The organism is Pseudomonas sp. 2822-15 (assembly GCF_002742515.1).
Taxonomy (GTDB): Bacteria; Pseudomonadota; Gammaproteobacteria; order Pseudomonadales; family Pseudomonadaceae; genus Aquipseudomonas; species Aquipseudomonas salomonii.
This window is the reverse complement of the sequence record NZ_LJRY01000377.1, coordinates 65168-86592: the sequence shown is the minus strand read 5'-3', so window position 1 is coordinate 86592 and position 21425 is coordinate 65168. Positions and strand designations below refer to the sequence as shown.

Genomic DNA, 21425 nt, shown 5'->3' with positions numbered 1-21425 from the left:
GTGCCTGATTGTAGTGGATGTGTGGATACTGCCCTCATACAAGGCGGCAAAAAGCTCCAGACCTCTCACAAGCTTTGTTAACTATTCAGCCGGACTTTGGATGCGACGAAGCTCACTCCACGTAACGGAGCCAAAGATGCGTCCGACCGGAGATCGCCTGCGCAACTTTGGAAACACGTCCCTTTAGGTTTTCATCGCTAGTGTTATAGAGCGCACAGAAGTCTTTGGCTACGACGTTAGCAAGTGATGTATCAGGCGGTTCAGCACGAATGAAGCCGATGTAAGAAGCACCTACGCCCATCAACTCATAGCCATGCGCTTCTGAAAAATGACGCGCAACGGCAAAGTTTTTCGCGGGATCCAGATCCGAAGTGAAATAGCCATTCGGAAAAGCCGCGAGTGCCTGGCAGGACTGCTGAACGGGTACCAGAAGCGCTGAAAGAGGCTGCTCTAGAAGAGAGATAGGGTTGTTCTGGTAACCGATCCACTCCTGGAGGGCCTGCTGATCTAGCGTCAAACCATGAGTACAAGCATCCTCGAAAGACGTGGCTGCAACCAGGGTCATGAAATTGCGAAGACAGATTGCAAACTCCTCTTTCGTAGTCGGATAGCCTATGTATTCACCATTCTCAAAGCACTCTGGAGGCAAGCCCGCTATGTCCTGCTCCGATGCATCGTCCATCCCTAAATTATTGCGCACATGTCCCGAGGTGTAGCGCGCTTGGTGCAGATCATCGAGCGAGAACAGAGGTTTAAAGCCTGGGTGAGACTCGGCAATCTTACGACGAGCTTCGGCTAGATCGTCAAAACTGGTAATCCCGCTCACGCCGTACTCATCGCATGTACCTACAGACGGGTTATCGCGCATACCATTACCGCGAAATTCGATATCCATAAACCGTGGCCTGCTCCAGTTGTTACTGAATTGAGTGAGTAATCCTAAGCGTTTCAGGATCATCATTGAAGGTCTGCCGCCAAGCGACAATAAGTCTTCCTGCCACCACATAGCAGCGCGCTACGCTAACTTTGACGTTCGCACTTCGAGGTAATGTTGATGTCCGGAACTGGCCTACCATGCAATTTCTAATCGACTCAGGGAAGAAACTGATGACTACAGATCCGTTATGTCTAGTCTTTGTGCCGGCTCTGGCGGCAGTGCTGCAAGCCGCCCAGGATAAAAAGGGCCAGCCGCTTACCGAGATTGAGGTGTGTGAAATCCGAGACAGATCCACCTGCATCGCTTTGCCTTTTAGCGCAGCCTTGGCAGTGGAAGAAGATCGTGGTTATCCAGACATCGTCGCGGAGGACTGCTGGAATCAATGGCAACGTCTACGCTCCCAGTGATTTGCGCCTGTACCAAAACAATGCAGCCCTTCTGTGATCAGACAATCATCCGACTGTAAGCAACCGTTGCTCTCTGTCGGCCACGAGACGCTGGTAGCACACCGAGTACCTCCCTATCTGCCAAAAGTGAGCCACCCCCTCATGAACGAAGGTTGGCAAAACGACGACTATTTCATCATCTTCACGGAGGATGAGAGCTTAGCTGCCATGAAGGCCTACGGAATTGATCATCATCTTCCGGGGTACACGCTACTAGGTCTAAGAGGATGGGACGACTTTATCGTCATCAACTCTTCCGGAGTAATGTTTACCATTCCGACGCTGCCACTCGATGCGTCCTATGCCGCGCCGTTTGCCCTTCCCCAGCAGATTTACCTTGAGCCGGACGAGCGTTTCGCTGGCAAGATCAAGTGGTATACGAAGCCCTTAGTCTTTGGGGGCGACCCGGCGGACAAAACAAATTTCGCATGGATCACTCACGAGCAACATGCTGAACTTGTCATCTGGTGGAACGAACAGTACAGGAGCGCCAAAGCACAGAGCTAGTGCAATTTGCCCATAAAGCGGAAATCGCAACACATGCTCAAATGGCGTCCTGAGGCACTCACGACTAGCCGAGACCCTATTTTTTTACCAGAGCTGCTGGGTGCTATCGATGAGTGTCCGTCTCCTCAGCCGGATAAAACTCGCCTTCCTTCCCCATCTTTTCCAGCCGTTCGCGCACCATCAACTCAACGTTGGCCACAGCAGCGTGATCGCCAGGGTTGACCACCTTCACGCAAAGACGTCTGACATTCTGATCGTGGGTGCCCTCGCTCATCATCTCGTGGGTGAAGACCTGTTCGCCACGCCATAGGCATAGCTGGGTATGAGTCCCGCCGAGCCATATCTCGTTGATTGATCTCAGGTCAGTGGTCGCCAGTTGATCGACGGTGATTGTCTTATCCATTGCACTGTACCTTAGGCAATTCATGTCGATAGCTACCTTGCGCTGGGCTCGCCATGAGGCTCGCGAATCAGAGAATCAATTGCCGTCCTAGGGCGGTGCGATGGTGTACGTGGCTATGACTTGCAACGTTAATGTTCCCAATACGGGATATTAACCATCGTTTTTGGGCTTAATGGCCCTATTTGGGTACATTACGCTGAGCAAAGGAATGCGAACAATGATGACTATAGCCCCCTACCTCACCCAGACTATCTTCTGATGTGGAAGCAAGCCTCTAATGGTTCCTGGCATAGCTTCTAAATATCTGTGCAGCAACACTGCGCCACAAAGAGTTAATCGTAGTTGTATTTATAGTTTTATTAAAAAAAGGCGGTGATGTAGTTCCACGCGTAGAAAAAATAATAATCGATGTGGTTCGCTACAAAGCTAGGCGCCGCGAGCGATAGGAAGTAGTGGACAATGGCTGCGTATAGGCAGAAGCACACAGCCCAAGCAAGCCAGTAAACAGTGCGTCCGGACGATATAGGTTTTTCAACCAAGCGCTTCCAGTCGTCGGCAGACATAAAGTTGTAGATCTTCTTCCGCCATCCTTCTCTACTGCTGTCAGCAAGACTGTTAAAACGCAAGGTTGATAGAGTGTTGATAACCATGCTCAATATGAGAAGTACAGAAACGCCTACATACAGAATCGTGGTGGCTGTATCCGCTACGCCTGTAGTCGCTATCGGAGTCTTGAGAGCTAAGACAACACCCGCCACCGCGAAATCACGCCAGAGAGCTGATATTAAATCCCTTGTCGCGGTTTGTGTCTTATTGACCTCGTCCTGCAAACCCTTACGCAGATCCCCCAGGCTTTTGACAGCCTCCTTGCTCTGATCCTGGAGATGAAAGGCGAACGCTTCCTTGGCCCCCGAGAGGCTATTTTTCAAGAGCGGCGTTGAGCCAGAGGGCCACGTCGTGCCACTGTTCCAGTTGATAGCAATGTGGTTATTGAAAAGTTGGAATTTCGTTTCAGACTCCCTAGGGGTGGAGTAAATCCACTGGCAGGTGTCGTGAAGTGTTTCAAAATTGATATCAGCCCAGTTAATAGGCTGGTCTATAGCTATGGGGAGTGAGCGCCCGCCTCGAAATATTACATGAGTCTCATCATCTTCCTTGCGAATCTCGGCTGGCAAGCAAAAGGAAAGCTTTTCCACCGCCACGCGTTTCCAGGCTGTAAAAGGTTCGCTTTCAGTAATTGGCTCAGCGGTTAGCAGCCATGGCTCAAGCGACGGTGGGGTAAGGGAGTGGGTAAGATCCCGTACCATTTTCCAAGGCTTTTCAGGATGTTGAGTGGCGGCAGGTAAACTTTTATCTCCACCCATTTCTTTCACTAGAAACTGATGAGTGGAAAACTCAAAGTTTTCACCTGCAACCCATACACACATTTTTTTCCGTGAGGTCTGTGCTGAGAATTGATTTGTTCTCAGCCAGTTTTCGAAACCTCTTAAAGTGAGGAAATAACACCAACCATCATCCGCTGGCTTCTCCAAGATTAGTGTTAGTCTGTCATTTTCTACATCCTCCAAATCTAAACCCTTGATCTCGATGCTGTCGGAAACCTCTCCAAAAAGCTCTATCGTTCCGATGCCATCAGTACAAACACGCTGGGCAAGATCTTTCAACTCTCGAACAAACTCAGAAGATGTAACGCTTATTTCATCAATTCGAACAATATGCGCAGTCTCAATCTGCGCAGAACCGCCCGACGCCGCAAGTAGCTCAAAGAAGCTGCGAAGTTCCAGCGCTAGCTGTTTCATGATTCACGCAAGCGACTTGTACGAATAGTAATGACAGTTTCATCCTTTCCGTTTTCGATAGTTAAGCTTCCCTTTGCTCGTGCAGGCATATTGATGATGATGCCTTCGCTTGTTACGTATTTCTTTGCCTCATTGGTAGGTAACTCTTCCCCATCATAGGAGAACACCTCACCAGTCAAATTTAGGCTTTCCAATTCTTTGTCGAAGGTCGCCCGAATTTCATCTTGGCCATTAATGCCAAAAAAATCTGTGAAGAATTCGTCGACTTCAAAGTCTTTACGCTTTTTCGCAATCTCAACGACTTTCTCAGCTACTTTTGATGTGATAGCAGGCGGTAGATCACCCAGGTGTGTCCTTACAGTTTTTTTGATTGCCTTAACCAAATCTACCGTCATTTCCTTTGAGTTCCGGAGACGCTCTACACCCAGGAATTCCTTGAAGAAGTCACTGATTCCTGAGCGGCTCATTTTATCAATGATCACTACTTCTGAGTCTTTGGAATCCAAATCAATAAGGGCTGATTTCTGCAACGCTTTTGGTGATTCAGTAAAGTTGTTAGTAACTGCCTGAAGAATTGCCTGGGCGCCCTTGGTTTCAAATGTGACAACTTTTTCAGAGTCATACTTGATTAAAGAATAAAACTTTTTAGCGCCTGTAACCAAGCCAATTACAATCAACACGCCTGACTTCATCCGTTTATCGCCAAGGCGATGAAATTGTCGCGCCAAGCTCTTGGAGATATCGACAAAATTCGACTCACCCTTCTCCCAGCTAATCAATTTGGCCTTTACTTGAGATATTTCAGCGAAAGAAAATTTATTGCCCTTGAGGGTTTCTTTGATGCGGTCAATGAAGAACGGCTCGAAGGTACTCAAGGGAGTATCGTCAAAAAGTATCGGATCATCAGCTCGATGATGCACCACGTGAAAAATGAAGTTCTCGATTTTCAGGGCTTCTATTTCTTTATCGGTAAGACTGGCCAAGTTAAATCCTCTTCCTTGCTGGTGGCGACATGACATTAAGCATTGATCTAAGCACCTTTCCAGCGTTATGCCAGCGCCCTCCGCTGGGCATAACATGATCACTGTATGAATATACACCTATTGGGAGCGATTGGCTTCCGTATGCCCCATTCAGGATCACCTGTCCGATGGAAGGATCTCTGGTCAGCGTGTTAAAGCGGACATGAAATCGGAGCGCCTGGCTTGCATTTTTTATGCTTCTTTTTTTGCTTTTTAAAAAAAGCACCAATTGATTTTATTTTTATGCCATGGGATGCTCTACCATATCTGACAGGAGATCCATCCCATGAACGACATTATTTCGCTCATCGAAAACGCCGCGAAGACGAAGAACGACCTAGCGTCCGCATCTATCCGCATGCCCAAGGAGCTTTACTCCTTCATCGAAGGTTTAGCTGATCAGCTTGATCTGAGTCGCCAGGAGACAATGCTTAAACTGCTTGAGAAGGGTGTTGAAGCCGCTAAGGTTGCTCTTAAGCTTGATGACGAAGAGCAAGCGGCGGTAGACATCGAGTCACTCGAACCATCGAGCTTCCACCTTCTAAATACTAACAAGCGTCACTCATTGGAAGACCATGACCGCATGCTCAGCGAGGGTAACGCAGCAGCCTTTTATGGCCCCTGGAAGTACAACATTGACCGTATACAGAAAGGTGATGTGGTCTTCTTGTACGAGAACGGCAAAGGAATCGTCGCATTCGGCCAAGGCACTGGTGAAACTGAAAAGCGTGAGCATCACGGCTATCTCGAAGAGTGCCACTTTCAACGACTGATGGATTTCACCATCCTGGACAAGCCAATTTCAGCCGCTGAGATCAAGAAAACGGTGCAAAAAAACGTCGTATTCTTGCGCACCATGTCACCCATGCCCGATGGCAAGTTGCTGCTGGATCTCATCCAGAAGCGTTCTGCGTGAAGTCTCCTCGGGCCTAATATAAAACACGGTACTCTGCCCCCGATTGATGCGGCGTCAAAATACAAAGCCTCTAGCGCAGTAATACGCAGGTGAGGCTTGCTTCTACAATCATCGAGATAACGCCGCACGTTGTGGCCAAAGGTGCGAGCGGAGCGCTCCGGCCAGACGGGCTAAAGGCTTGAGGATGTAAGCCCGGAGGGCCAAAACCTGGCGCAGTCAGGGTTTGGTTCACGCCAGCCGTATCCCTAGGGGGCAAGCTCAAGGCAGAGGCAACGTGAATCCCCCTCGAACTACGAGGTAGGAAAGTCGCCGAAGGTCTCGCGAAATAGTCCCTCCATCATGATCGAGGCAGGGCCTTGAAGAAAGTGTTCCTGACTGCTGATATCAAACCGCACAGGATTGATGTGAAGGACAGTCGCCCCGTGCCCCAAAGCACGTAGCGGTAGCTCGGCAGCCGGATACACAATCCCGGATGTCCCAATCGAAAGGAAAAAATCGCAGTCCTCTGCTGCTACGAGACCTGCACTCCATGCGTCCTCCGGAAGCATCTCACTAAACCAAACGACGCCAGGCCGAACATACCCGCTGCAAGCGCTGCATCGCGGCGGCTCAATCCGACTTCCATCCTCAGGCAGCGCGTCAGTCGTGAGGGGCAACGTATACGCAAGCCCGCAATCAATGCAACGAGGAGAGTGCAGGCTGCCATGTAGATGAATCACATCTTGGCTGCCGGCGCGTTCATGAAGGTCATCAACATTTTGAGTCACCACTGTCAGCTTAGGCACATGGTTGGCAAGTGCAGCGATAGCTCGATGCGCCCCATTTGGCTGCGCCTGGATAACTTTCTGCTTACGCCACTCGTACCATCCCCAACAGAGCGCTGGGTCGGCTTTCTTCCGTCAGTTCAACGTCACCCAAAGACCCTAAGTGAATTCGTCGACAAGGTAGCTCGACAAGGAGACCTTGCTCAACAAGCAACCGAGGAAGCTCCCAAAGCAATTCGGTGATTTCCCAAGTTTCCGTAACAGCAGATACGGTCTCGGCAACGAATGCGCCAAGGTCGAAATCTTGGGTCGCTACAAACGGCCCTTCCCGGCTGTAGGCGTCAAAGATACCGGAAGCAATGGAGACGACCTCGCCTTTCTTCAGGAGCATGAAGCCACCTTGATCCCAAACTCACAACAATAGGCCGAGACATTCCCTCCCTCCCGATGAAATATCACTGCAAGATCCGAGGGCTCGGATGGTACTGCCCATTAGTGGTACGCAAAAAATCACGCAAGCTGGCGCGGCCATTTTGGCGCTGAAAAGTTGCTAATACATAACGGCTATTCTCCGTCGTCATAACCCAGAATCTGCCTTCGCGCTCAACTTTCAATACGTCAGAAGTGCGGATCAGATGACCATCGCCGAATCGACCGTACTGGTCTTTTCGCTTGTGGCCAAAAACAACACCGATGCCTGCACGAGACCTGATGGATACTCCGCAAAGGTACGCAGTGACCGGTATGTCGAAGCCCTGTTCTTGGGCTTTTATGATTCGCAAAAGGTCGAAATCTGTATGGCGTTTACCGTGGAAATTTACATCAATGGTGTCGAGCATCTTTGCGCTCCAATGGGGAGTCCGTATGGCGTCATCAGGAATTTCACACGCAACCAGAGGCGCTGGTATCGTGGGGGATTCTTGATAAATTTCAGGCTGATCGAATCATGGTTTCAAGAAAAATTGGCCGGCAGTTCTGTAGTAACTGAACTTGAAAACCTGGGCGGTGTGAGTTGTGGTAAATAGCTCCACTGTCCACCTCCATCAGACTGACTTCAAAGTCGTTATCATCACCGACAGTCACCTTAACGACACGATCCATACGCCAGCCATCGCAGTTATTCATCCAAGGCGGGGTAACCACTTGCACGTCGACTATCACTTCCCCTGCATTTTGCTGCACAAGCATTTGCTGCAGTCTGTGCTCACCTTCGATCATTCGCGTGAACTCAGTGCTTCGACCCTGCTCGCTGATTCGAACGGTCAAGTGATACCAGTGCGATCTGAGCACCCGTGACACGCCCTGCCAGTGCATCAAGCCTTCGCCAAACAATCCCGGAACGCCAATAGCGTCTGAGTCTTCGGTTCTGAACATCAGGTGCCTCAGTTTTCTGCGGACGCAAAGCAGCCCGGTTGGTTAATTCAAAATAGAGAGAAGATCTCTTTGATGGTTGCTGATTTGCGATGACCCGGCCCGAGCAGCACATAGACGCTATTCCGAGTTTCGAACAGAAAGCCGTCGTTGAACGCAGTGCCCATACTCGACCTGACCCAGTGGCCAGGTTCAAAACGTCTCTGCTCGTCATCCACGACCTTGTGGGCAAACATAAACATTGGTTGGCAGCCTGCGGCGGCTACTTTGGCTCGCTCTTCGTCGGTGACGATGGCATCTAGGACGATCCACTCCTCGACGGCGCATAGGGGCATCCATTTGTAGCGCTTTCTGGCTACATTAAGGGCCTCGTCTATAGCGAGTCTGCAGCCTTCCAATTCAGGCCCAGCATCCCCCAACAGCCCATCGTCGATAAGACTGCCCATCCACTCCTCCCTAAATTTGCATGAATTGACGACGCCCACCAACAGCAGCAGAGATTGATTGCGGCGCAATACTCGCATGTCATCTCGACATAAGCGTCACTCATATCAATATATAGATTTGTGTGACGCTAGGCAAACACGGCATACCGTCTACTTTTGCGGGTATGGAAAATGTCGCTGCGTAAATCCTTCGCAGCAGCGCTCAAGCTGCTTCGCACACAACGCGGTTTTTCTCAGGTTGAGATCTCCAAAACCGTTGTGCAATCCCACGTCAGTCAGCTCGAGAGTGCATTGACCACTGCTACAGTCGACGTGAGCTACGAGCTCGCCTGCGCCCTAAGTATTCAACCACTGACATTGTTCACGCTGACACTCGCTGGACACAAGCAACAGACGGGACGCCAAATTCTTCTAGACTGCTTGGCTGAGCTCGAAAAATTAGATTTAGCGGATACGCTCCTACCAGATGAACCACCCGCAAAAATGACGCCAGCGATGGTAGAAGCTAGAAAGAAGTGGGTCGCAGTACAGGAAATGAAAGCTCAAGGTTTAACCCAAGCAGAGGTGCGCAAGCGACTAGCCCTACCTGAGCCGACAGTACGTAGGCTCTGGCATCGAGAATCGGCGGGCGACTAAGAGGACGGCAGACGAGTGCAACCTTGGATTAGATAGCTATCCATCAACCAGAAAAAGTGCTTTGAGTTGAGATGTGCTAAATCGTAAAAGATTTATTTTAAATACGGAGCTACTCCATATTTTCCTGGGGTGAAGTTTTATATCTCCAGTTTCTGACGCAAGCCCTCAAGCCGCAATAGGTCATCGTACGTAGCAATCAACTCCATCGGCCCATGCAAGCCAGCAACCGTGAAATCCTTATCTTCCTCACCTGGCATTTTCGTAACAAACATCCCGCCTGCGCCACTTAATACGTCATCAAGCATACCAATAACGAACTTAAGATCGTCTGATAAGCAAGCATTATCTTTTAGCAATTTCTCGCCATCTAGACTCGATACAGAGTCGCCTGAATCAAGATTTCGGATCGTCAGTTTAAGCTGTTCAATGTGGCCCGCCAGACTAGCATTTCGTATTTTTAGCGCTTCGAAGTCCGAGGAGCTTATCGAGACTGGAACGCAAGATTCCACATTCTGACCTAGATGCTGCTCAAGGATTTGCCGGTACTTATCATTTCTCAACAGTGTGATGTGACTGATAGGTTTAAAGACTTTAGCTTGCATATCACTTGGCAAGCCTAAATAGTTCCTTAACTCAATTTCGGCGACGATTTTGGCAACTGCTTTAGCCAAATTAGTTATATTTTCATAGTTAGCAGATGCCAAAACATCCAAGGCACTTTGGATACGTGCAATTCGAGCAGCCCTAGCCTCCTCCCTGTGTTCTTCAAATGTATCAACGCGCGATGCCAAGAGATTACCCCTCCGGTAGAATGACCCCAATTTTAGCAGACATGGATTGCACAGGCTTAGCTTCCAAGGATGGATTAGCAGCAGCGTGTCCAATTTTAACCACATCCCTCACATTCAGCACTCCGGCGGTAAGCATGCTCGCAATCTGGGAGGATAGCTGATGGCTCGGAGGCCTGGGGTCGACACGCAACAGTTCTTCAAACTTACCTTGCTGCACAAGCATCATGCCCCGCAGGTAAGCAAATTTTTGATCAAGACGCGCACTGTTAACATCGGGAAAGTTTTGAACGTCGATAAGACGCTTCAGCAGGTGCTCACCTTCTGAAAGGTGAATTTTCTTATAATGAGCGGTCAACCCTTTCTTGTCGGTCAGAAATAGGCTTTTGACATCCCCATCAGTAGCCATTTTGTAGAGCTGTTGTTCAATTGCTTCAAGAGCACAAGCCTCCCTAGCATGGCGGTCGTATTCACTATTGAGCGTCTCCTCCATCTGATGATTCCGAGAGGACGGTTTCAGAGCCTGATACTCCCTCAGTTTGTCCAAGACACCCCGCATCATTTCTTTAGACTTATCTTTTTCCGCACACACGGCTGGTAAATGATCAACGCCTCGAATTGCGTAGGGGCAAAGTGCGCAAGGTCTACCCACGCCGAGTTGATCCACAACCTCTTTCGGGCAATGGTTATTAAAAGGACAAATATGACAGTTGTTATATGCCAGTGTCGTGTAACGTTTGGCTCGCAAAACCTCCAGACCGTTTTGCTCCTCCTTAACACCAGTCAAGCTCATCAGACCATGAGTCTCGATAGCCTTAATTGGGTCTTGATGTATGCTGTCCTTCAACCTTGCGTTCAGCTTGAGAACCGCCTGCGCAAGTTCTGGCGCTTCACCGCCTTGAAGCTTGTCCATATTCTTGGTCATATAGTCAGCGAGTAGTTTCTGGTGGTCGGGCATATTTTCATCATCGAAAATGGTGTAATACCATACAAGCTCTTCCGTCTGCCCCGTCATAAATTGACCAATGATAGAAGGTGGCAGGAAGCGCATCGCCTCAGTCACAAATCCAGCACGCAAACCGTGGGGGGTATGCGGACTGCTGAGTGAGCTCACTGAAACCTTACTCAGAGACAAATCGTCGTATCCTGCGATAGGCGTTTTCTCATTCGGTGCGGTCTTAATGAAAACCAAATCCTCACCAGAGTCATCTTCCATAATGATCTTGATGAAATACTGAAGAATCATCAAAAAAATAGGAAAATGCCGGTTATTTTTCCAGTTACTGTCTGTGGTACCTGAATTACGAAAAAGAGGTTTGTATTGACCAAATTTCGAACCTTCTGTCATACCATACCAGAGATCTTCCTTGTAAGACTCGGAACTGCACGAGTCATACCATTTCTTTTGTCGATCCATGATATGGATAACATGCCTGGACACAATGGCAGTCCATTCACCATGAGACTTATCTGAACTTACGAAAAGCGGCGCTAAAGGACTCTTCCAGTAGCGATCCAGAACACAATCATATTTATCCTTGTTAAGCCACGCGAGGTGGTGCTGACGAAGCCCCGTCTCGCACATAAGCTGTGTCAATCGTACCTCGTTGGGAGAGACGAGTTGCAACACACGCCCTCCAATTTCGAAGTCAACAATTTTATAAAAGCGGGGTAAGAAATCAAACCTATATATCTGTTTCTCATGATAAAAAATAGGCGTGTAATTCAACAGGGATTGGTTGACCTGATCCATGCCCTGAACCTCCCGCGAAATCAACCCCGCCCATGCATGGGAGTGCAGAAGGTCAGCCATAGACGGCTGAAGTAGCTTTCCATCCATTACGCCGTAATTGAAGTCCAATTCCTTCCGACCTGCGACGAATGGCATCAAATTGATATGCTCGGCCAGGTACTCAAGGCTATAGAGCATGCTGAGAAATGTGGCGAAATAAGGGCGTGGGATAGGGCGCTTCACTGTTCCCGACTTCTTTTCAATCGGCGGAAAGCAAGAACTTGTGAAAGTACACTTAGATTCGTTAGCGTCAGGCAAGGCAAGACGGTTATCTTCAACATACTCACAGAAGTGCTGCATAATCAACACTCGCGAATAGTGAGTTTCATTAGTCCAACCATGCGCTCTAGCGAACGCCTCCACATATGTCAAAAAAGTATGAGGCGGAGCCCGCAAATATTTGATAACGCCGTCTAAGAAAATTGATTCACGTGTAAAATACAGACTGCAAGAAAAGTCATTAAGTGTCCTGGGATAGTTTTCAAGCGACCCGTCACGGCGCATGAAAAAATTCGGTAGGTAGGCTGACAAATAGCTCATAAGCATACCAAGCATGAACGTGTGGCCGTCCGACTTCTGCAACCGCTTAGACTTCAAAAAAGATCTGAAAACGGCGTCGATATGAAGCGCAAACGCCTGTACTTGCGGATGCGACCATTCAAAAAAAGGGAACCGGGCGCCCTCCTCTCCTAAACTAAAGATTTCTTTGATACGAGGTGAGGGGAAGTGGGCTTTGAACGTTTCTTTGAAGTCGAAATCACGATTTCCAGAGGCTAACTGTTGCGCGACTTCAAACGACCTCAAAACGGACTCTTCAGCTGCAGTCTTTACCTTCACCTTAGTCGAAACGCGACGTCCCAAGCGAACACGCTCCGGCTTTGCTACTAGCTTAGATATCTTGTATTGGGCAAAGATCGCTTCTACTAGCGCCTTTTTTTCTTCGCACGCGGCAGTAACACTCAGGAGGAAGTCGTTGACGTAATACCTACGAAGCGGCAAGACGCCAACACCGTTCGCACTATCAAATAACTTCTGACAGTCCTCCGACTGGATATCATCCACACCATAAAAGTTTGTACTCAGCAGCAACCTCAGCCAAAAATTCACTCGACTACTTCCGTCATTGAATTCGCCTCTTTTGAAGATACTCGCGATCTTTGACTCAGGATGCAGGCCCCGAATCAAGGTGAGTGACTCAACATCAAGCTTCTCACAGAGCATATCAAAACACTCAACCTGATGATTGATTGTCTGAATTGACAACGGTGCAATCAGCACTCTCCGCCCCCAAAGGGCAATGAACACCATACGAAAAAATTGGCTCAGTGCCGTGCCGTAGGAGGGTGGTGTATTTGCGAGCGTGCGGTCGACATCGCTAAGCGTGACTTCACTATCACGAAATGTCACTTGCAAAAGAGCATCGAGTTCTAGTCTTCCCCACCTACTGATATCGACGCCACAATTCAAAACCGCCTCAACCTTATAAGCTAAGGAAGTGGTGCTGCTTACACCATGAACTTTCCTATAAATTTGGCGTACAAGCGAGACGGCCTGTCGAAACTCGCCATTCAGTTGCTCGTCGGAAACCAACCAAATAGCGCTGTCCTTATTCAAATTAATCATGCCGCCTCCCCTACAGAGATCAAAAGCTTCAACTGCTCAATTTCACTCTCCAGATGTTTGATCTGCACTTGAGTTACGCTGAAATTAGATGCAGACATTCGAAGCATGTTAATCGCGGCAAATGTCGCCTCGAGCATTTTTGCATCCTTGCGCGCGTAACGTTCCGTAGATTTGATTGACTTATGCCCCATCAACGTCTGCACCACCTTGAGCTCCAACCCGAACTTGTTTTTACCCGCTGGATTAGGACAATGATTAACAAGATAATAGGCGTACATATGACGCAATGAATGGAAGCCATAGCTAGTGCCCGTCAAGTTGGCTGCGGCCCTACTAAATCGCTCCCAAACTGCTTGGTAGGATAGAGGCATAGCATTGCCATTTTTGAGGTTACGAAAAAGAAAACGATGCAGAACTGGACGGCGCCGTTCTTTTTCCTTTGCACGCTGCTCTTCGTTGTAGAGACCAAGGTTGTACCAAAACATCGAGGCAAATGGCTCAATAAGGAAAGTACCGGGCTTGTCCCTTCCTTTATGATTAAGCTTATTCAGATCTGCTTCAGACATGTAATCAATCAGCACATCCCGACGCGTATCAGGATCAACGATATATATCTTGTTCAGATTCGGATGCTCAGTGTCGACCTCAATATCATCAAGCAGTACCGTCAGGGCTTCTGAAATCCTACAACCAGATGCAGCGATGAGCGACCACAGCACCTTGTCTCTCAGACAAAGTGCGCTGTCGATCAGAGATTTGCACTTATCAATAGGAAATGCTATCTCATCGCCCCCAAACTCATCTGTGCGCGCCAAAGTTGATGCCTTTGATTTGGGTGCAAGATTTTGCATCTTGATTCGCTTCACACCGCCTGCAAGGCAACCCGCTAACCAACTATTAGCTTTAATAGATGCACTGACAGCCTTAGGGGCATCAATGTGTTTAGAGATAGTAAGAGGCATCATCGAGATCGCCGCTTCAGATACATAACCACTGCGCTGCATTTGAAGCAAGCCGTCTCGCATAGCCTCACTAGCAGCGATGAAACGGTTTACTGCAACAAGATGCACACCGACAGATGCCCCCGAAATTTTCGGGGAGCTGAGCGCCTTTGCAGCATCACGAGCAATCGGTGCATCACTACCTTCTCCGAAGACCAGATAACTTTCATAGCTATCCAAAGCATCATTGAGAAGAGTCGGGGTAAGGCCGTGGTTATAGATGCTAACTTGGTGCATGAAGTTAAGAAGGCTTTGAACCGCATAGCAGTACGCCTTAACGGTTTTGAATTTCTTCAATTTGGCTAGCTGATAAGCCCAGCTATCAAAAAATTCAGACATCGCCTGATCCGGACAGAGGAGCCGGAAAGTAGGGATACCGTTACGGGTGGTTTCATACAGTTCTACGTGTTTCATAACCTGACATGCGCCCTCATATAATTCTTCAGAGCATGACTGGCTCCAAATTTCGGGCGCATCCTTCCACATCAAAATGATGAACGCAATAAGATGCAATAAATTAGTTGCATCTTACAGTATGCTCGCAGCATACCGTTTTTTAAACGCTCAATGAGGGCTGCTCTGATGGTGTGACACCGCCCCCAATAGAGGGCTAGCCATATCGTCGCGATTAACAGCGACGGACGAAACAGGTGGCTCTGTGTCCAAGCGAATGCTTTGTCAGCTCGGGCTCTCCTATGACGCACATCCCATCTCGTTTACCGCTGCTAAGTGAACGGAAGCTTTTTAAGACCAGAAATGGATTCAAGCTGGCGCCACATCGGCGGCTTTTCGCTACCAAAAATCCAGCAACATCGTGCGGGGAGGATCAGCCAGGAATCGGAGGAAATCGGTCTATGAACGAAGACTCTGCACGAGAAGTAATGTTGCCGAAGGAGGAAGCCAATCAGTTCGCCAATCTGAAAATGTCCCTACCGAGCATCTTACGCCGCAGCTTTTTCATTTCTGCTAGTCATCAACGGGGCATCACAATGTGCACATGCCCTCTCCTTTGGCCACCATCAGACTCTGGGCTCTAGCTCATATTAGGATTGAGGCAAATCGCCCGACTAGCGAACCACGTTCATTTACTGGACGTGCGTCTAGGGGAAGAACAGAGAGAAGTGAAAGGTAGCCACTCACCAACCCAAAGCGTCAACTCAAAGGATTGGCAAGGCGCAACTGGAATTGTTGCAGTCTTAGAGAGCACCTCATTTTATCCAGAGAGCGGCACGCCCTACTCCATCTCTCGTCCGAAAAAAACACAAAAAAAGGGCCTAGATTTTCATCTAAGCCCTTGATTTTGTTGAGTTCGCGGCGGGAAACCAGGGATTCGAACCCTGGGAACGCTATTAACGTTCGCCGGTTTTCAAGACCGGTGCATTCAACCACTCTGCCAATTTCCCGTTTATTCCGATGACGCGATGAAGCGGTACAGCAAGGTGCAACTGGAGATAGCCTTAGATAAGAACCCTGGAGACGCTATTAACGTCCGCCGGTTTTCAAGACCGGTGCATTCAACCACTCTGCCAATTTCCCTTTTGCTTCACAGGATTATAGTAGCCCATCCCGTGTCAGCGGGCGCCATAATACCCGAATGAAACACACTGTCAAACTCTTGCCATGGCTTGTTACAGAGCGTCTGTTATGATCCTTGCGACTGAATGTTTCAAAACTGAAGGAGTGTCGCCATGCGCGAACAGAATTACGCACTGAATGGTAACGCGCAGGCTGAGCAGCTTGAAGTCAGCCGCGTGTTGCGCAACACCTACGGCTTGCTCGCCCTTACCCTCGCGTTCAGCGGCGTAATGGCGTATGTGGCGCAGCAGATGCGCGTCGGCTACCCGAATATCTTTGTCGTGTTGATCGGTTTCTACGGTCTGTTCTTCCTGACCAACAAACTGCGTGACTCGGCCTGGGGCCTGGTGTCGGCATTTGCCTTGACCGGTTTCATGGGCTTTATCCTTGGCCCGATCCTCAACCGTTACCTCGGTATGGCCGGTGGCGCGGAAGTGGTCAGTTCGGCATTTGCCATGACTGCCCTGGTGTTTGGTGGTCTGTCGGCCTATGTGCTGATCAGCCGTAAGGACATGAGCTTCCTGGGTGGCTTCATTACCGCAGGCTTCTTCGTGTTGCTGGCGGCAGTGGTTGCCGGCATGTTCTTCCAGATCAGCGGCTTGCAGTTGGCGATCAGCGCAGGTTTTGTGCTGTTCTCCTCCGTGTGCATCCTGTTCCAGACCAGCGCCATCATCCACGGCGGTGAGCGTAACTACATCATGGCGACCATCAGCCTGTATGTGTCGATCTACAACCTGTTCATCAGCCTGTTGCAGATCTTCGGCATCATGAGCCGCGATGACTGATTGCTGACGCAATAAAAAATGCCCCGTATCGAAAGATACGGGGCATTTTTGTTTTCGCGGGATTACTGGCATTCAGTACTGGTTGGGTTCCATTTCCAGATCAACCTTGAAGCGCTCGGCAATATCACGCTGGATGCGCAGCGCCAGGTTGGCAATGTCATGCCCGGTGGCCGCGCCATAGTTGACCAGCACCAGTGCCTGCAGTTTATGCACGCCGGCATCGCCGTCGCGAAAGCCCTTCCAGCCGGCTTTATCGATCAGCCAGCCAGCGGCGAGCTTCATCTGCCCATCGGCCTGCGGGTAGGCCACCAGGTCCGGATACTGCGCCTTCAGCTCAGCCGCCAACACCTGGGACACCAGTGGGTTTTTGAAAAAGCTGCCGGCATTGCCGAGTTCTGCCGGGTCGGGCAGTTTTTCGCGGCGAATGCTGCAAATGGCACGGCTGACATCGCTCGGCGTCGCCTCAGTGATGCCCTGCCCGGCCAGGCGCTGCTGCACCGGGCCGTAGTCGAGCTTGAGGTGGCTGGCGCGACTCAAGGCAAAACGCACGCGCAGAATCAGCCAGCGTCCGGTTTCGTGCTTGAACAGGCTGTCGCGGTAGGCAAAGTTGCATTCTTGCAGGCTGAAGTCGCGCAGCTCGCCGGTATGGCGATCCAGCGCGGTGAGGCCGGCAAACACATCCTTGATCTCCACGCCGTAGGCGCCGATGTTCTGCATCGGCGCTGCACCGACGGTGCCGGGGATGAGGCTGAGGTTTTCCAGGCCGCAGAAGCCGTGTTCCAACGTCCACAGTACAAAAGGATGCCAGGCTTCGCCCGCTTCGGCCTCGACCACCACGTGCACGCCATCATCCTGCAGCACCCGAATGCCCTGGGTGGCCATGCGCAACACCAACGCCTGGATATCCTGGGTCAACAGCAGGTTGCTGCCACCGCCGATCACCAACAGCGGTAATGACTGCGCCGCCGCATAGGCCAGGGCTTCACGCACATCGGCGTCGCTGCGAGCCTCGGCAAACCACTGGGCGCGCACGTCGATGCTGAAGCTGTTGAATGGCTTGAGCGATACCTGTGCAAGCACTTGCAAGGTCATAACCGCCCCTTCAATTCGATCACCAATAAATCACAGGCCCGCTCGATCAGGTCCAGGACCCGCTCGAAGCCCTGCTCGCCTTCGTAGTAAGGGTCTGGCACTTCGTCCACTTCGGCGTCATAGCGGCGCAGGAACAAGTCCAGCTCGGCCTTGCCTTGACCTGGGTGCAACGCCTTGAGGTTGCGCAGGTTGCTGTGGTCCATGGCCAGGATCAGGTCATATCGAGCTAAGTCTGCACGGGAAACCTGCTGGGCACGCTGGGCCGACAGGTCGTAACCGCGTACCAGCGCCGCGCGCTGGCTGCGCTGATCCGGCGGGTTGCCGACATGCCAGTCACCCGTGCCGGCAGACGCCACTTCAACCTGGCCGGCCAACCCCGCTTCGCGCAATTTATGGCGCAACACACCTTCGGCGGTGGGCGAGCGGCAGATATTGCCCAGGCAGACGAACAGAACCTCCATCAGGCCCCCAGCAGGCGGCGGACGCGCTCGAGGTCTTCCTGGGTGTCGACACCGGCCGGCGGCGCTTCCAGCGCGTCGCCCACGTGGATGCGCACGCCGTGCCACAGGGCACGCAGCTGCTCCAGGGACTCGGTATTTTCCAGCCAGCACGGCCCCCAGCTGACAAAGTCATGCAGGAAACCGGCGCGGTAGGCATAGATGCCGATATGGCGACGGTACGGCACGCCCTCGGGCAAGACGTCGGGCTGTTTGGCGAACGCATCACGCGCCCACGGCAGGGTCGAGCGGCTGAAGGTCAGCGCAAGGCCATTGATATCGCTGACCACTTTGACCACGTTCGGGTTGAACAGGGTATCGATATCTTCGATCGGTTCGGCCAGGGTCGCCATGCGCGCTTCGCCATGGGCGGCCAGGTTGGCGGCGACCTGATCGATCACGCAGGGCGGGATCAGGGGTTCGTCACCTTGCACATTGACCACAATCGCGTCGGGCGCCAGCCCCAGTTGCGTGGCGACTTCGGCCAGGCGGTCGGTGCCGGAATTGTGGTCTTCACGGGTCAGCACCGCTTCGGCGCCGAAACCTTTGCAGGCCTCGATAATGCGCGGGTCATCGGTGGCAACCACCACGCGCTCGGCGCTGCTTTTGCAAGCCTGCTCCCACACCAGCTGGATCATCGGCTTGTTGCCGATCAGTTGCAGCGGCTTGCCCGGCAGGCGCGTGGAGGCGTAGCGCGAAGGAATGACAACGGTAAAGGCGGTGGTCATTTATCCAGGCGCTCATCGGTGGTCAGGGTACGGGCCTCGCTTTCCAGCATTACCGGGATGCCATCACGGATCGGGTAAGCCAGGCCGGCACCCTTGCTGATCAACTCGGTTTTGTCGGCGCTGAGCTTGAGCGGGCCTTTGCAGATTGGGCAAGCGAGGATGTCGAGCAGTTTGGTGTCCATGAGTATTTCCTGGAAAAAGCGGTTTAAGGCAAAAGTCGGGCGGGCAGCAGGCGCATCAATTGCGTGTCGAACCAGGCCACAAACGCCGGTGACGGCAGCGCATCCACTGCAAGGTACCACCAGTCGGGCTGGGCAAAGGCGCGGCACTTCACCGCGTCCTTTTCGGTCATCACCAACGGCAATGACGGTGTGAAATTCAACACCTCTGCGCTGTAGGGCGCATGGTCGGCAAACGCATGGGGAATCGGCTGCCAGTGTAGCGTTTCGAGGGTATTGAAGAAACGTTGCGGGTTACCGATACCCGCGACGGCATGGACCCGCTGGCCGGCGGCAAAATGCTCGACCGATTGGCGCTCCCCGGTTTTCAGGTTGATCAGCGCCGTGGGTTGCAGGCGAAAGGCAAACCCGTCCTCGCGATCGGCCCCGGCGCCGTTGTACAACAGCGCATCGACACTGTGCAGGCGCTCCACCGGTTCGCGCAAAGGCCCGGCAGGCAAGCAGCGGCGGTTGCCCAGGCCACGGGCGGCATCGATCAGCACCAATTCCAGGTCGCGGGCCAGGCGGTAATGCTGCAGGCCATCGTCGGAGAGGATCAGGTCAAGGGGTTCACTGGCCAGCAAGGCTTTGACGGCGCGGCTGCGGTCTGGATCGATCATCAGGGGTACGCCGCAGCGCTGAACGATCAGCAACGGCTCATCGCCCGCCACTTCGGCGCTATGGCTGGCCTCGACCCGCCAGGGCAACTGCGGCGGCTTGGCACCGTAGCCGCGGCTGACCACGCCGACCCGCAGGCCGCTGCGCCGGCAGTGTTCGATCAGCCACAGGATCAACGGCGTCTTGCCCGTGCCCCCAACGGTGATATTGCCCACCACCACCACAGGCACCGGCGATTGATAAATCTCACCCTCGCCCGCCAGGAAGCGCGCGCGTTTGCGCTGCACAACACGACGGTACAAGGATTCCAGCGGCCGCAGCAGCGCGAGTGCCGGATGGCCCTCGTACCACGCCTTGAGCAAACGATCGGACATGGCCATCAGGGCGGGCTCGCCGCCTCGACGGTGGTCATGCGCAGATGGCTGAAGCCCAGCTTGCCGGCGGCGTCCATCGCAGTGATCACGGCTTGATGCTGGGTTTTGCCGTCAGCGCTGATGGACAGCGGTATGTTGGTATCGCCGCCGGACTCTTTCTCCAGGGCGGCCATCAGGCTGGCAAGGTCATTTTTTTCGAGCAATTGGTTATTCACCGAAAACACCCCGTCGGCGCTGATCGCAATGTCCAGCTGCTTGGTTTGCTGGTCTTCGGCCGGTGAGCCACTGACTGCTTCGGGTAAATCGACCCGCAGCTGGGTTTCGCGGGTGAAGGTGGTCGTCACGACAAAAAACAGCAGCAGGATAAAGACCACGTCGATCAGCGACGCCAGGTTGATATCAACATTCTCCCGTTGCTTGCGGCGAAATTTCACGCTCGGCCCTCAACGAAATCGACATCACGATCGCCCTGCACCACTTCCACCAGCTTGATGGCTTCCTGTTCCATGCCGACCACCAGTTCATCGATGCGACGCTGCAGGAAACGGTGGAAAAACACCGACGGAATACCGACCATCAGGCCCGCTGCCGTGGTGATTAAGGCCTTGGAAATACCACCGGCCAGGACGGCGGCGTTGGTGGTCATGCCCGAGCCCATGAACGAGCTGAAAATGTCGATCATGCCCAGCACCGTACCCAGCAGGCCAAGCAAAGGCGCCATGGCTGCGATGGTGCCGAGCGCATTGATATAGCGCTCCATCTCATGGATGACGCGGGCAGCGGCCTCTTCGATGCATTCTTTCATGATCTCGCGACCATGCTTGGAATTGGCGAGGCCCGCTGCAAGGATTTCACCCAGCGGCGAGTTGGCGCGCAACTCCTTGAGTTTTTCTTTATCCAGCTGCTTGTTCTTGATCCAGCCCCACACCTGCCCCAGCAGATGCTCGGGGGTTATGCGACTGGCGCGCAGGGTCCACAAACGTTCGGCAACGATGCCGAGTGCGGCGATGGAGCTCAAGATAATCGGCAACATCATCCAGCCGCCGGATTTGACCAATTCCCACACAGTGAATGTCCCCTCGAAAAA

At 51.9% G+C, this 21425-nt stretch carries 23 protein-coding genes, 1 tRNA gene and 1 pseudogene; 5 read left to right on the top strand and 20 right to left on the bottom strand.

All coding sequences use genetic code 11. The annotated features are described in order from the left end of the window. Positions 1-112: 112 nt before the first annotated feature. The gene (locus AOA59_RS29340) at positions 113-895 is read right to left on the bottom strand and encodes a DUF4253 domain-containing protein (protein WP_164673118.1); all 783 of its coding nucleotides are present in this window, start codon (positions 893-895) and stop codon (positions 113-115) included. Between the two features lie 212 nt (positions 896-1107). Between AOA59_RS29340 and AOA59_RS29335 the strand changes: the two genes are divergently transcribed. Then, entirely contained in the window at positions 1108-1344 is a 237-nt protein-coding gene (locus AOA59_RS29335) for a hypothetical protein (protein WP_099490081.1), read from the top strand. Between the two features lie 141 nt (positions 1345-1485). Then, positions 1486-1890 carry a hypothetical protein gene (locus AOA59_RS29330; protein WP_256593144.1) on the top strand — a complete coding sequence of 135 codons (405 nt, stop codon included), beginning with the start codon at positions 1486-1488 and terminating at the stop codon, positions 1888-1890. Positions 1891-1993: 103 nt separating this feature from the next. Here AOA59_RS29330 and AOA59_RS29325 read toward each other — a convergent pair whose 3' ends face one another. From AOA59_RS29325 to AOA59_RS29315, 3 genes are all read right to left on the bottom strand, one after another. Further along, on the bottom strand, positions 1994-2293 hold the full coding sequence (locus AOA59_RS29325) for a hypothetical protein (protein WP_056789366.1): 300 nt from the start codon (positions 2291-2293) through the stop codon (positions 1994-1996). A 359-nt stretch (positions 2294-2652) separates the two neighbouring features. Then, positions 2653-4092, bottom strand: coding sequence for a hypothetical protein (locus AOA59_RS29320; RefSeq protein ID WP_099489892.1), 1440 nt, complete (start codon positions 4090-4092; stop codon positions 2653-2655). Next, on the bottom strand, positions 4089-5075 hold the full coding sequence (locus AOA59_RS29315; RefSeq protein WP_158235281.1) for a nucleoid-associated protein: 987 nt from the start codon (positions 5073-5075) through the stop codon (positions 4089-4091). Before AOA59_RS29315 ends, AOA59_RS29320 begins: the two co-directional genes overlap by 4 nt. A 325-nt stretch (positions 5076-5400) precedes the next feature. On the opposite strand from AOA59_RS29315, the gene AOA59_RS29310 reads away from it, so the two are divergent. Further along, positions 5401-6030 (top strand): hypothetical protein, encoded by a 630-nt coding sequence (locus AOA59_RS29310; protein ID WP_099489890.1) that lies wholly within the window; start codon positions 5401-5403, stop codon positions 6028-6030. Between the two features lie 290 nt (positions 6031-6320). Here AOA59_RS29310 and AOA59_RS29305 read toward each other — a convergent pair. The 5 genes and pseudogenes from AOA59_RS29305 to AOA59_RS29285 form a co-directional block, all read right to left on the bottom strand. Then, a pseudogene (locus AOA59_RS29305) lies at positions 6321-6923 on the bottom strand (Sir2 family NAD-dependent protein deacetylase); the annotation flags it as partial. Then, entirely contained in the window at positions 6880-7185 is a 306-nt protein-coding gene (locus AOA59_RS29300; RefSeq protein WP_099489889.1) for a hypothetical protein, read from the bottom strand. The gene AOA59_RS29300 and the pseudogene AOA59_RS29305, both read right to left, overlap by 44 nt. Positions 7186-7249: 64 nt before the next feature. Next, positions 7250-7633: a hypothetical protein gene (locus AOA59_RS29295; RefSeq protein ID WP_099489888.1), complete on the bottom strand. Its 384-nt coding sequence runs from the start codon at positions 7631-7633 to the stop codon at positions 7250-7252. Between the two features lie 91 nt (positions 7634-7724). Beyond that, on the bottom strand, positions 7725-8168 hold the full coding sequence (locus tag AOA59_RS29290; protein WP_099489887.1) for a hypothetical protein: 444 nt from the start codon (positions 8166-8168) through the stop codon (positions 7725-7727). 47 nt (positions 8169-8215) lie between these two features. Beyond that, positions 8216-8689, bottom strand: coding sequence for a hypothetical protein (locus AOA59_RS29285; RefSeq protein ID WP_371919098.1), 474 nt, complete (start codon positions 8687-8689; stop codon positions 8216-8218). A gap of 93 nt (positions 8690-8782) precedes the next feature. Here AOA59_RS29285 and AOA59_RS29280 point away from each other — a divergent pair, with 93 nt between their 5' ends. Further along, the gene (locus AOA59_RS29280) at positions 8783-9247 is read left to right on the top strand and encodes a helix-turn-helix domain-containing protein (protein WP_017479536.1); all 465 of its coding nucleotides are present in this window, start codon (positions 8783-8785) and stop codon (positions 9245-9247) included. Between the two features lie 137 nt (positions 9248-9384). Here the strand turns inward: AOA59_RS29280 and AOA59_RS29275 are convergent, their stop codons facing one another. The 4 genes from AOA59_RS29275 to AOA59_RS29260 all read right to left on the bottom strand — a co-directional run bounded on the left by AOA59_RS29275 (position 9385) and on the right by AOA59_RS29260 (position 15854). Beyond that, complete coding sequence (locus AOA59_RS29275; protein WP_143522861.1) at positions 9385-10038, bottom strand: hypothetical protein; 654 nt, start codon at positions 10036-10038, stop codon at positions 9385-9387. Positions 10039-10042: 4 nt separating this feature from the next. Beyond that, positions 10043-13450: a hypothetical protein gene (locus AOA59_RS29270; RefSeq protein ID WP_099489885.1), complete on the bottom strand. Its 3408-nt coding sequence runs from the start codon at positions 13448-13450 to the stop codon at positions 10043-10045. Then, positions 13447-14865 (bottom strand): site-specific integrase, encoded by a 1419-nt coding sequence (locus AOA59_RS29265; RefSeq protein WP_099489884.1) that lies wholly within the window; start codon positions 14863-14865, stop codon positions 13447-13449. The genes AOA59_RS29270 and AOA59_RS29265 overlap by 4 nt, the downstream gene beginning before the upstream one ends. 901 nt (positions 14866-15766) lie before the next feature. Next, a tRNA-Ser gene (locus tag AOA59_RS29260) sits at positions 15767-15854 on the bottom strand. Positions 15855-16139: 285 nt separating this feature from the next. Here AOA59_RS29260 and AOA59_RS29255 point away from each other — a divergent pair. Then, positions 16140-16811 (top strand): Bax inhibitor-1/YccA family protein, encoded by a 672-nt coding sequence (locus AOA59_RS29255; protein WP_058419884.1) that lies wholly within the window; start codon positions 16140-16142, stop codon positions 16809-16811. Between the two features lie 72 nt (positions 16812-16883). Here AOA59_RS29255 and murB read toward each other — a convergent pair whose 3' ends face one another. From murB to AOA59_RS29220, 7 genes are read right to left on the bottom strand one after another with little or no spacing between them, the layout of a single operon-like run. Then, the gene (gene murB / locus AOA59_RS29250) at positions 16884-17903 is read right to left on the bottom strand and encodes a UDP-N-acetylmuramate dehydrogenase (protein WP_099489883.1); all 1020 of its coding nucleotides are present in this window, start codon (positions 17901-17903) and stop codon (positions 16884-16886) included. Next, positions 17900-18364, bottom strand: a complete 465-nt coding sequence (locus tag AOA59_RS29245; RefSeq protein WP_099489882.1) for a low molecular weight protein-tyrosine-phosphatase — start codon at positions 18362-18364, stop codon at positions 17900-17902. The genes murB and AOA59_RS29245 overlap by 4 nt, the downstream gene beginning before the upstream one ends. Beyond that, positions 18364-19128 (bottom strand): 3-deoxy-manno-octulosonate cytidylyltransferase, encoded by a 765-nt coding sequence (gene kdsB / locus AOA59_RS29240; protein WP_058419882.1) that lies wholly within the window; start codon positions 19126-19128, stop codon positions 18364-18366. The genes AOA59_RS29245 and kdsB overlap by 1 nt, the downstream gene beginning before the upstream one ends. Further along, a complete protein-coding gene (locus AOA59_RS29235) occupies positions 19125-19310 on the bottom strand; it encodes a Trm112 family protein (RefSeq protein WP_003174668.1) in 186 nt (61 codons plus the stop codon). Before AOA59_RS29235 ends, kdsB begins: the two co-directional genes overlap by 4 nt. 23 nt (positions 19311-19333) lie before the next feature. Continuing rightward, complete coding sequence (gene lpxK, locus AOA59_RS29230) at positions 19334-20344, bottom strand: tetraacyldisaccharide 4'-kinase (RefSeq protein ID WP_069787177.1); 1011 nt, start codon at positions 20342-20344, stop codon at positions 19334-19336. Then, positions 20344-20772, bottom strand: a complete 429-nt coding sequence (locus tag AOA59_RS29225; RefSeq protein ID WP_065930990.1) for a biopolymer transporter ExbD — start codon at positions 20770-20772, stop codon at positions 20344-20346. Before AOA59_RS29225 ends, lpxK begins: the two co-directional genes overlap by 1 nt. Continuing rightward, positions 20769-21404 (bottom strand): MotA/TolQ/ExbB proton channel family protein, encoded by a 636-nt coding sequence (locus AOA59_RS29220; RefSeq protein ID WP_016969293.1) that lies wholly within the window; start codon positions 21402-21404, stop codon positions 20769-20771. Before AOA59_RS29220 ends, AOA59_RS29225 begins: the two co-directional genes overlap by 4 nt. Between the last annotated feature and the right edge of the window lie 21 nt (positions 21405-21425).

Bases quoted from the DNA above. Each gene is read 5' to 3' on its own strand.
- AOA59_RS29300 (WP_099489889.1), bottom strand. From the start codon at position 7,185: ATGCTCCTGAAGAAAGGCGAGGTCGTCTCCATTGCTTCCGGTATCTTT.
- AOA59_RS29255 (WP_058419884.1), top strand. From the start codon at position 16,140: ATGCGCGAACAGAATTACGCACTGAATGGTAACGCGCAGGCTGAGCAG.
- AOA59_RS29310 (WP_099489890.1), top strand. From the start codon at position 5,401: ATGAACGACATTATTTCGCTCATCGAAAACGCCGCGAAGACGAAGAAC.
- AOA59_RS29335 (WP_099490081.1), top strand. From the start codon at position 1,108: ATGACTACAGATCCGTTATGTCTAGTCTTTGTGCCGGCTCTGGCGGCA.
- AOA59_RS29330 (WP_256593144.1), top strand. From the start codon at position 1,486: ATGAACGAAGGTTGGCAAAACGACGACTATTTCATCATCTTCACGGAG.
- AOA59_RS29340 (WP_164673118.1), bottom strand. From the start codon at position 895: ATGGATATCGAATTTCGCGGTAATGGTATGCGCGATAACCCGTCTGTA.
- AOA59_RS29325 (WP_056789366.1), bottom strand. From the start codon at position 2,293: ATGGATAAGACAATCACCGTCGATCAACTGGCGACCACTGACCTGAGA.
- lpxK (WP_069787177.1), bottom strand. From the start codon at position 20,344: ATGGCCATGTCCGATCGTTTGCTCAAGGCGTGGTACGAGGGCCATCCG.
- kdsB (WP_058419882.1), bottom strand. From the start codon at position 19,128: ATGACCACCGCCTTTACCGTTGTCATTCCTTCGCGCTACGCCTCCACG.
- AOA59_RS29290 (WP_099489887.1), bottom strand. From the start codon at position 8,168: ATGTTCAGAACCGAAGACTCAGACGCTATTGGCGTTCCGGGATTGTTT.
- AOA59_RS29295 (WP_099489888.1), bottom strand. From the start codon at position 7,633: ATGCTCGACACCATTGATGTAAATTTCCACGGTAAACGCCATACAGAT.
- AOA59_RS29235 (WP_003174668.1), bottom strand. From the start codon at position 19,310: ATGGACACCAAACTGCTCGACATCCTCGCTTGCCCAATCTGCAAAGGC.
- murB (WP_099489883.1), bottom strand. From the start codon at position 17,903: ATGACCTTGCAAGTGCTTGCACAGGTATCGCTCAAGCCATTCAACAGC.
- AOA59_RS29265 (WP_099489884.1), bottom strand. From the start codon at position 14,865: ATGAAACACGTAGAACTGTATGAAACCACCCGTAACGGTATCCCTACT.
- AOA59_RS29270 (WP_099489885.1), bottom strand. From the start codon at position 13,450: ATGATTAATTTGAATAAGGACAGCGCTATTTGGTTGGTTTCCGACGAG.
- AOA59_RS29245 (WP_099489882.1), bottom strand. From the start codon at position 18,364: ATGGAGGTTCTGTTCGTCTGCCTGGGCAATATCTGCCGCTCGCCCACC.
- AOA59_RS29285 (WP_371919098.1), bottom strand. From the start codon at position 8,689: ATGCGAGTATTGCGCCGCAATCAATCTCTGCTGCTGTTGGTGGGCGTC.
- AOA59_RS29280 (WP_017479536.1), top strand. From the start codon at position 8,783: ATGTCGCTGCGTAAATCCTTCGCAGCAGCGCTCAAGCTGCTTCGCACA.
- AOA59_RS29320 (WP_099489892.1), bottom strand. From the start codon at position 4,092: ATGAAACAGCTAGCGCTGGAACTTCGCAGCTTCTTTGAGCTACTTGCG.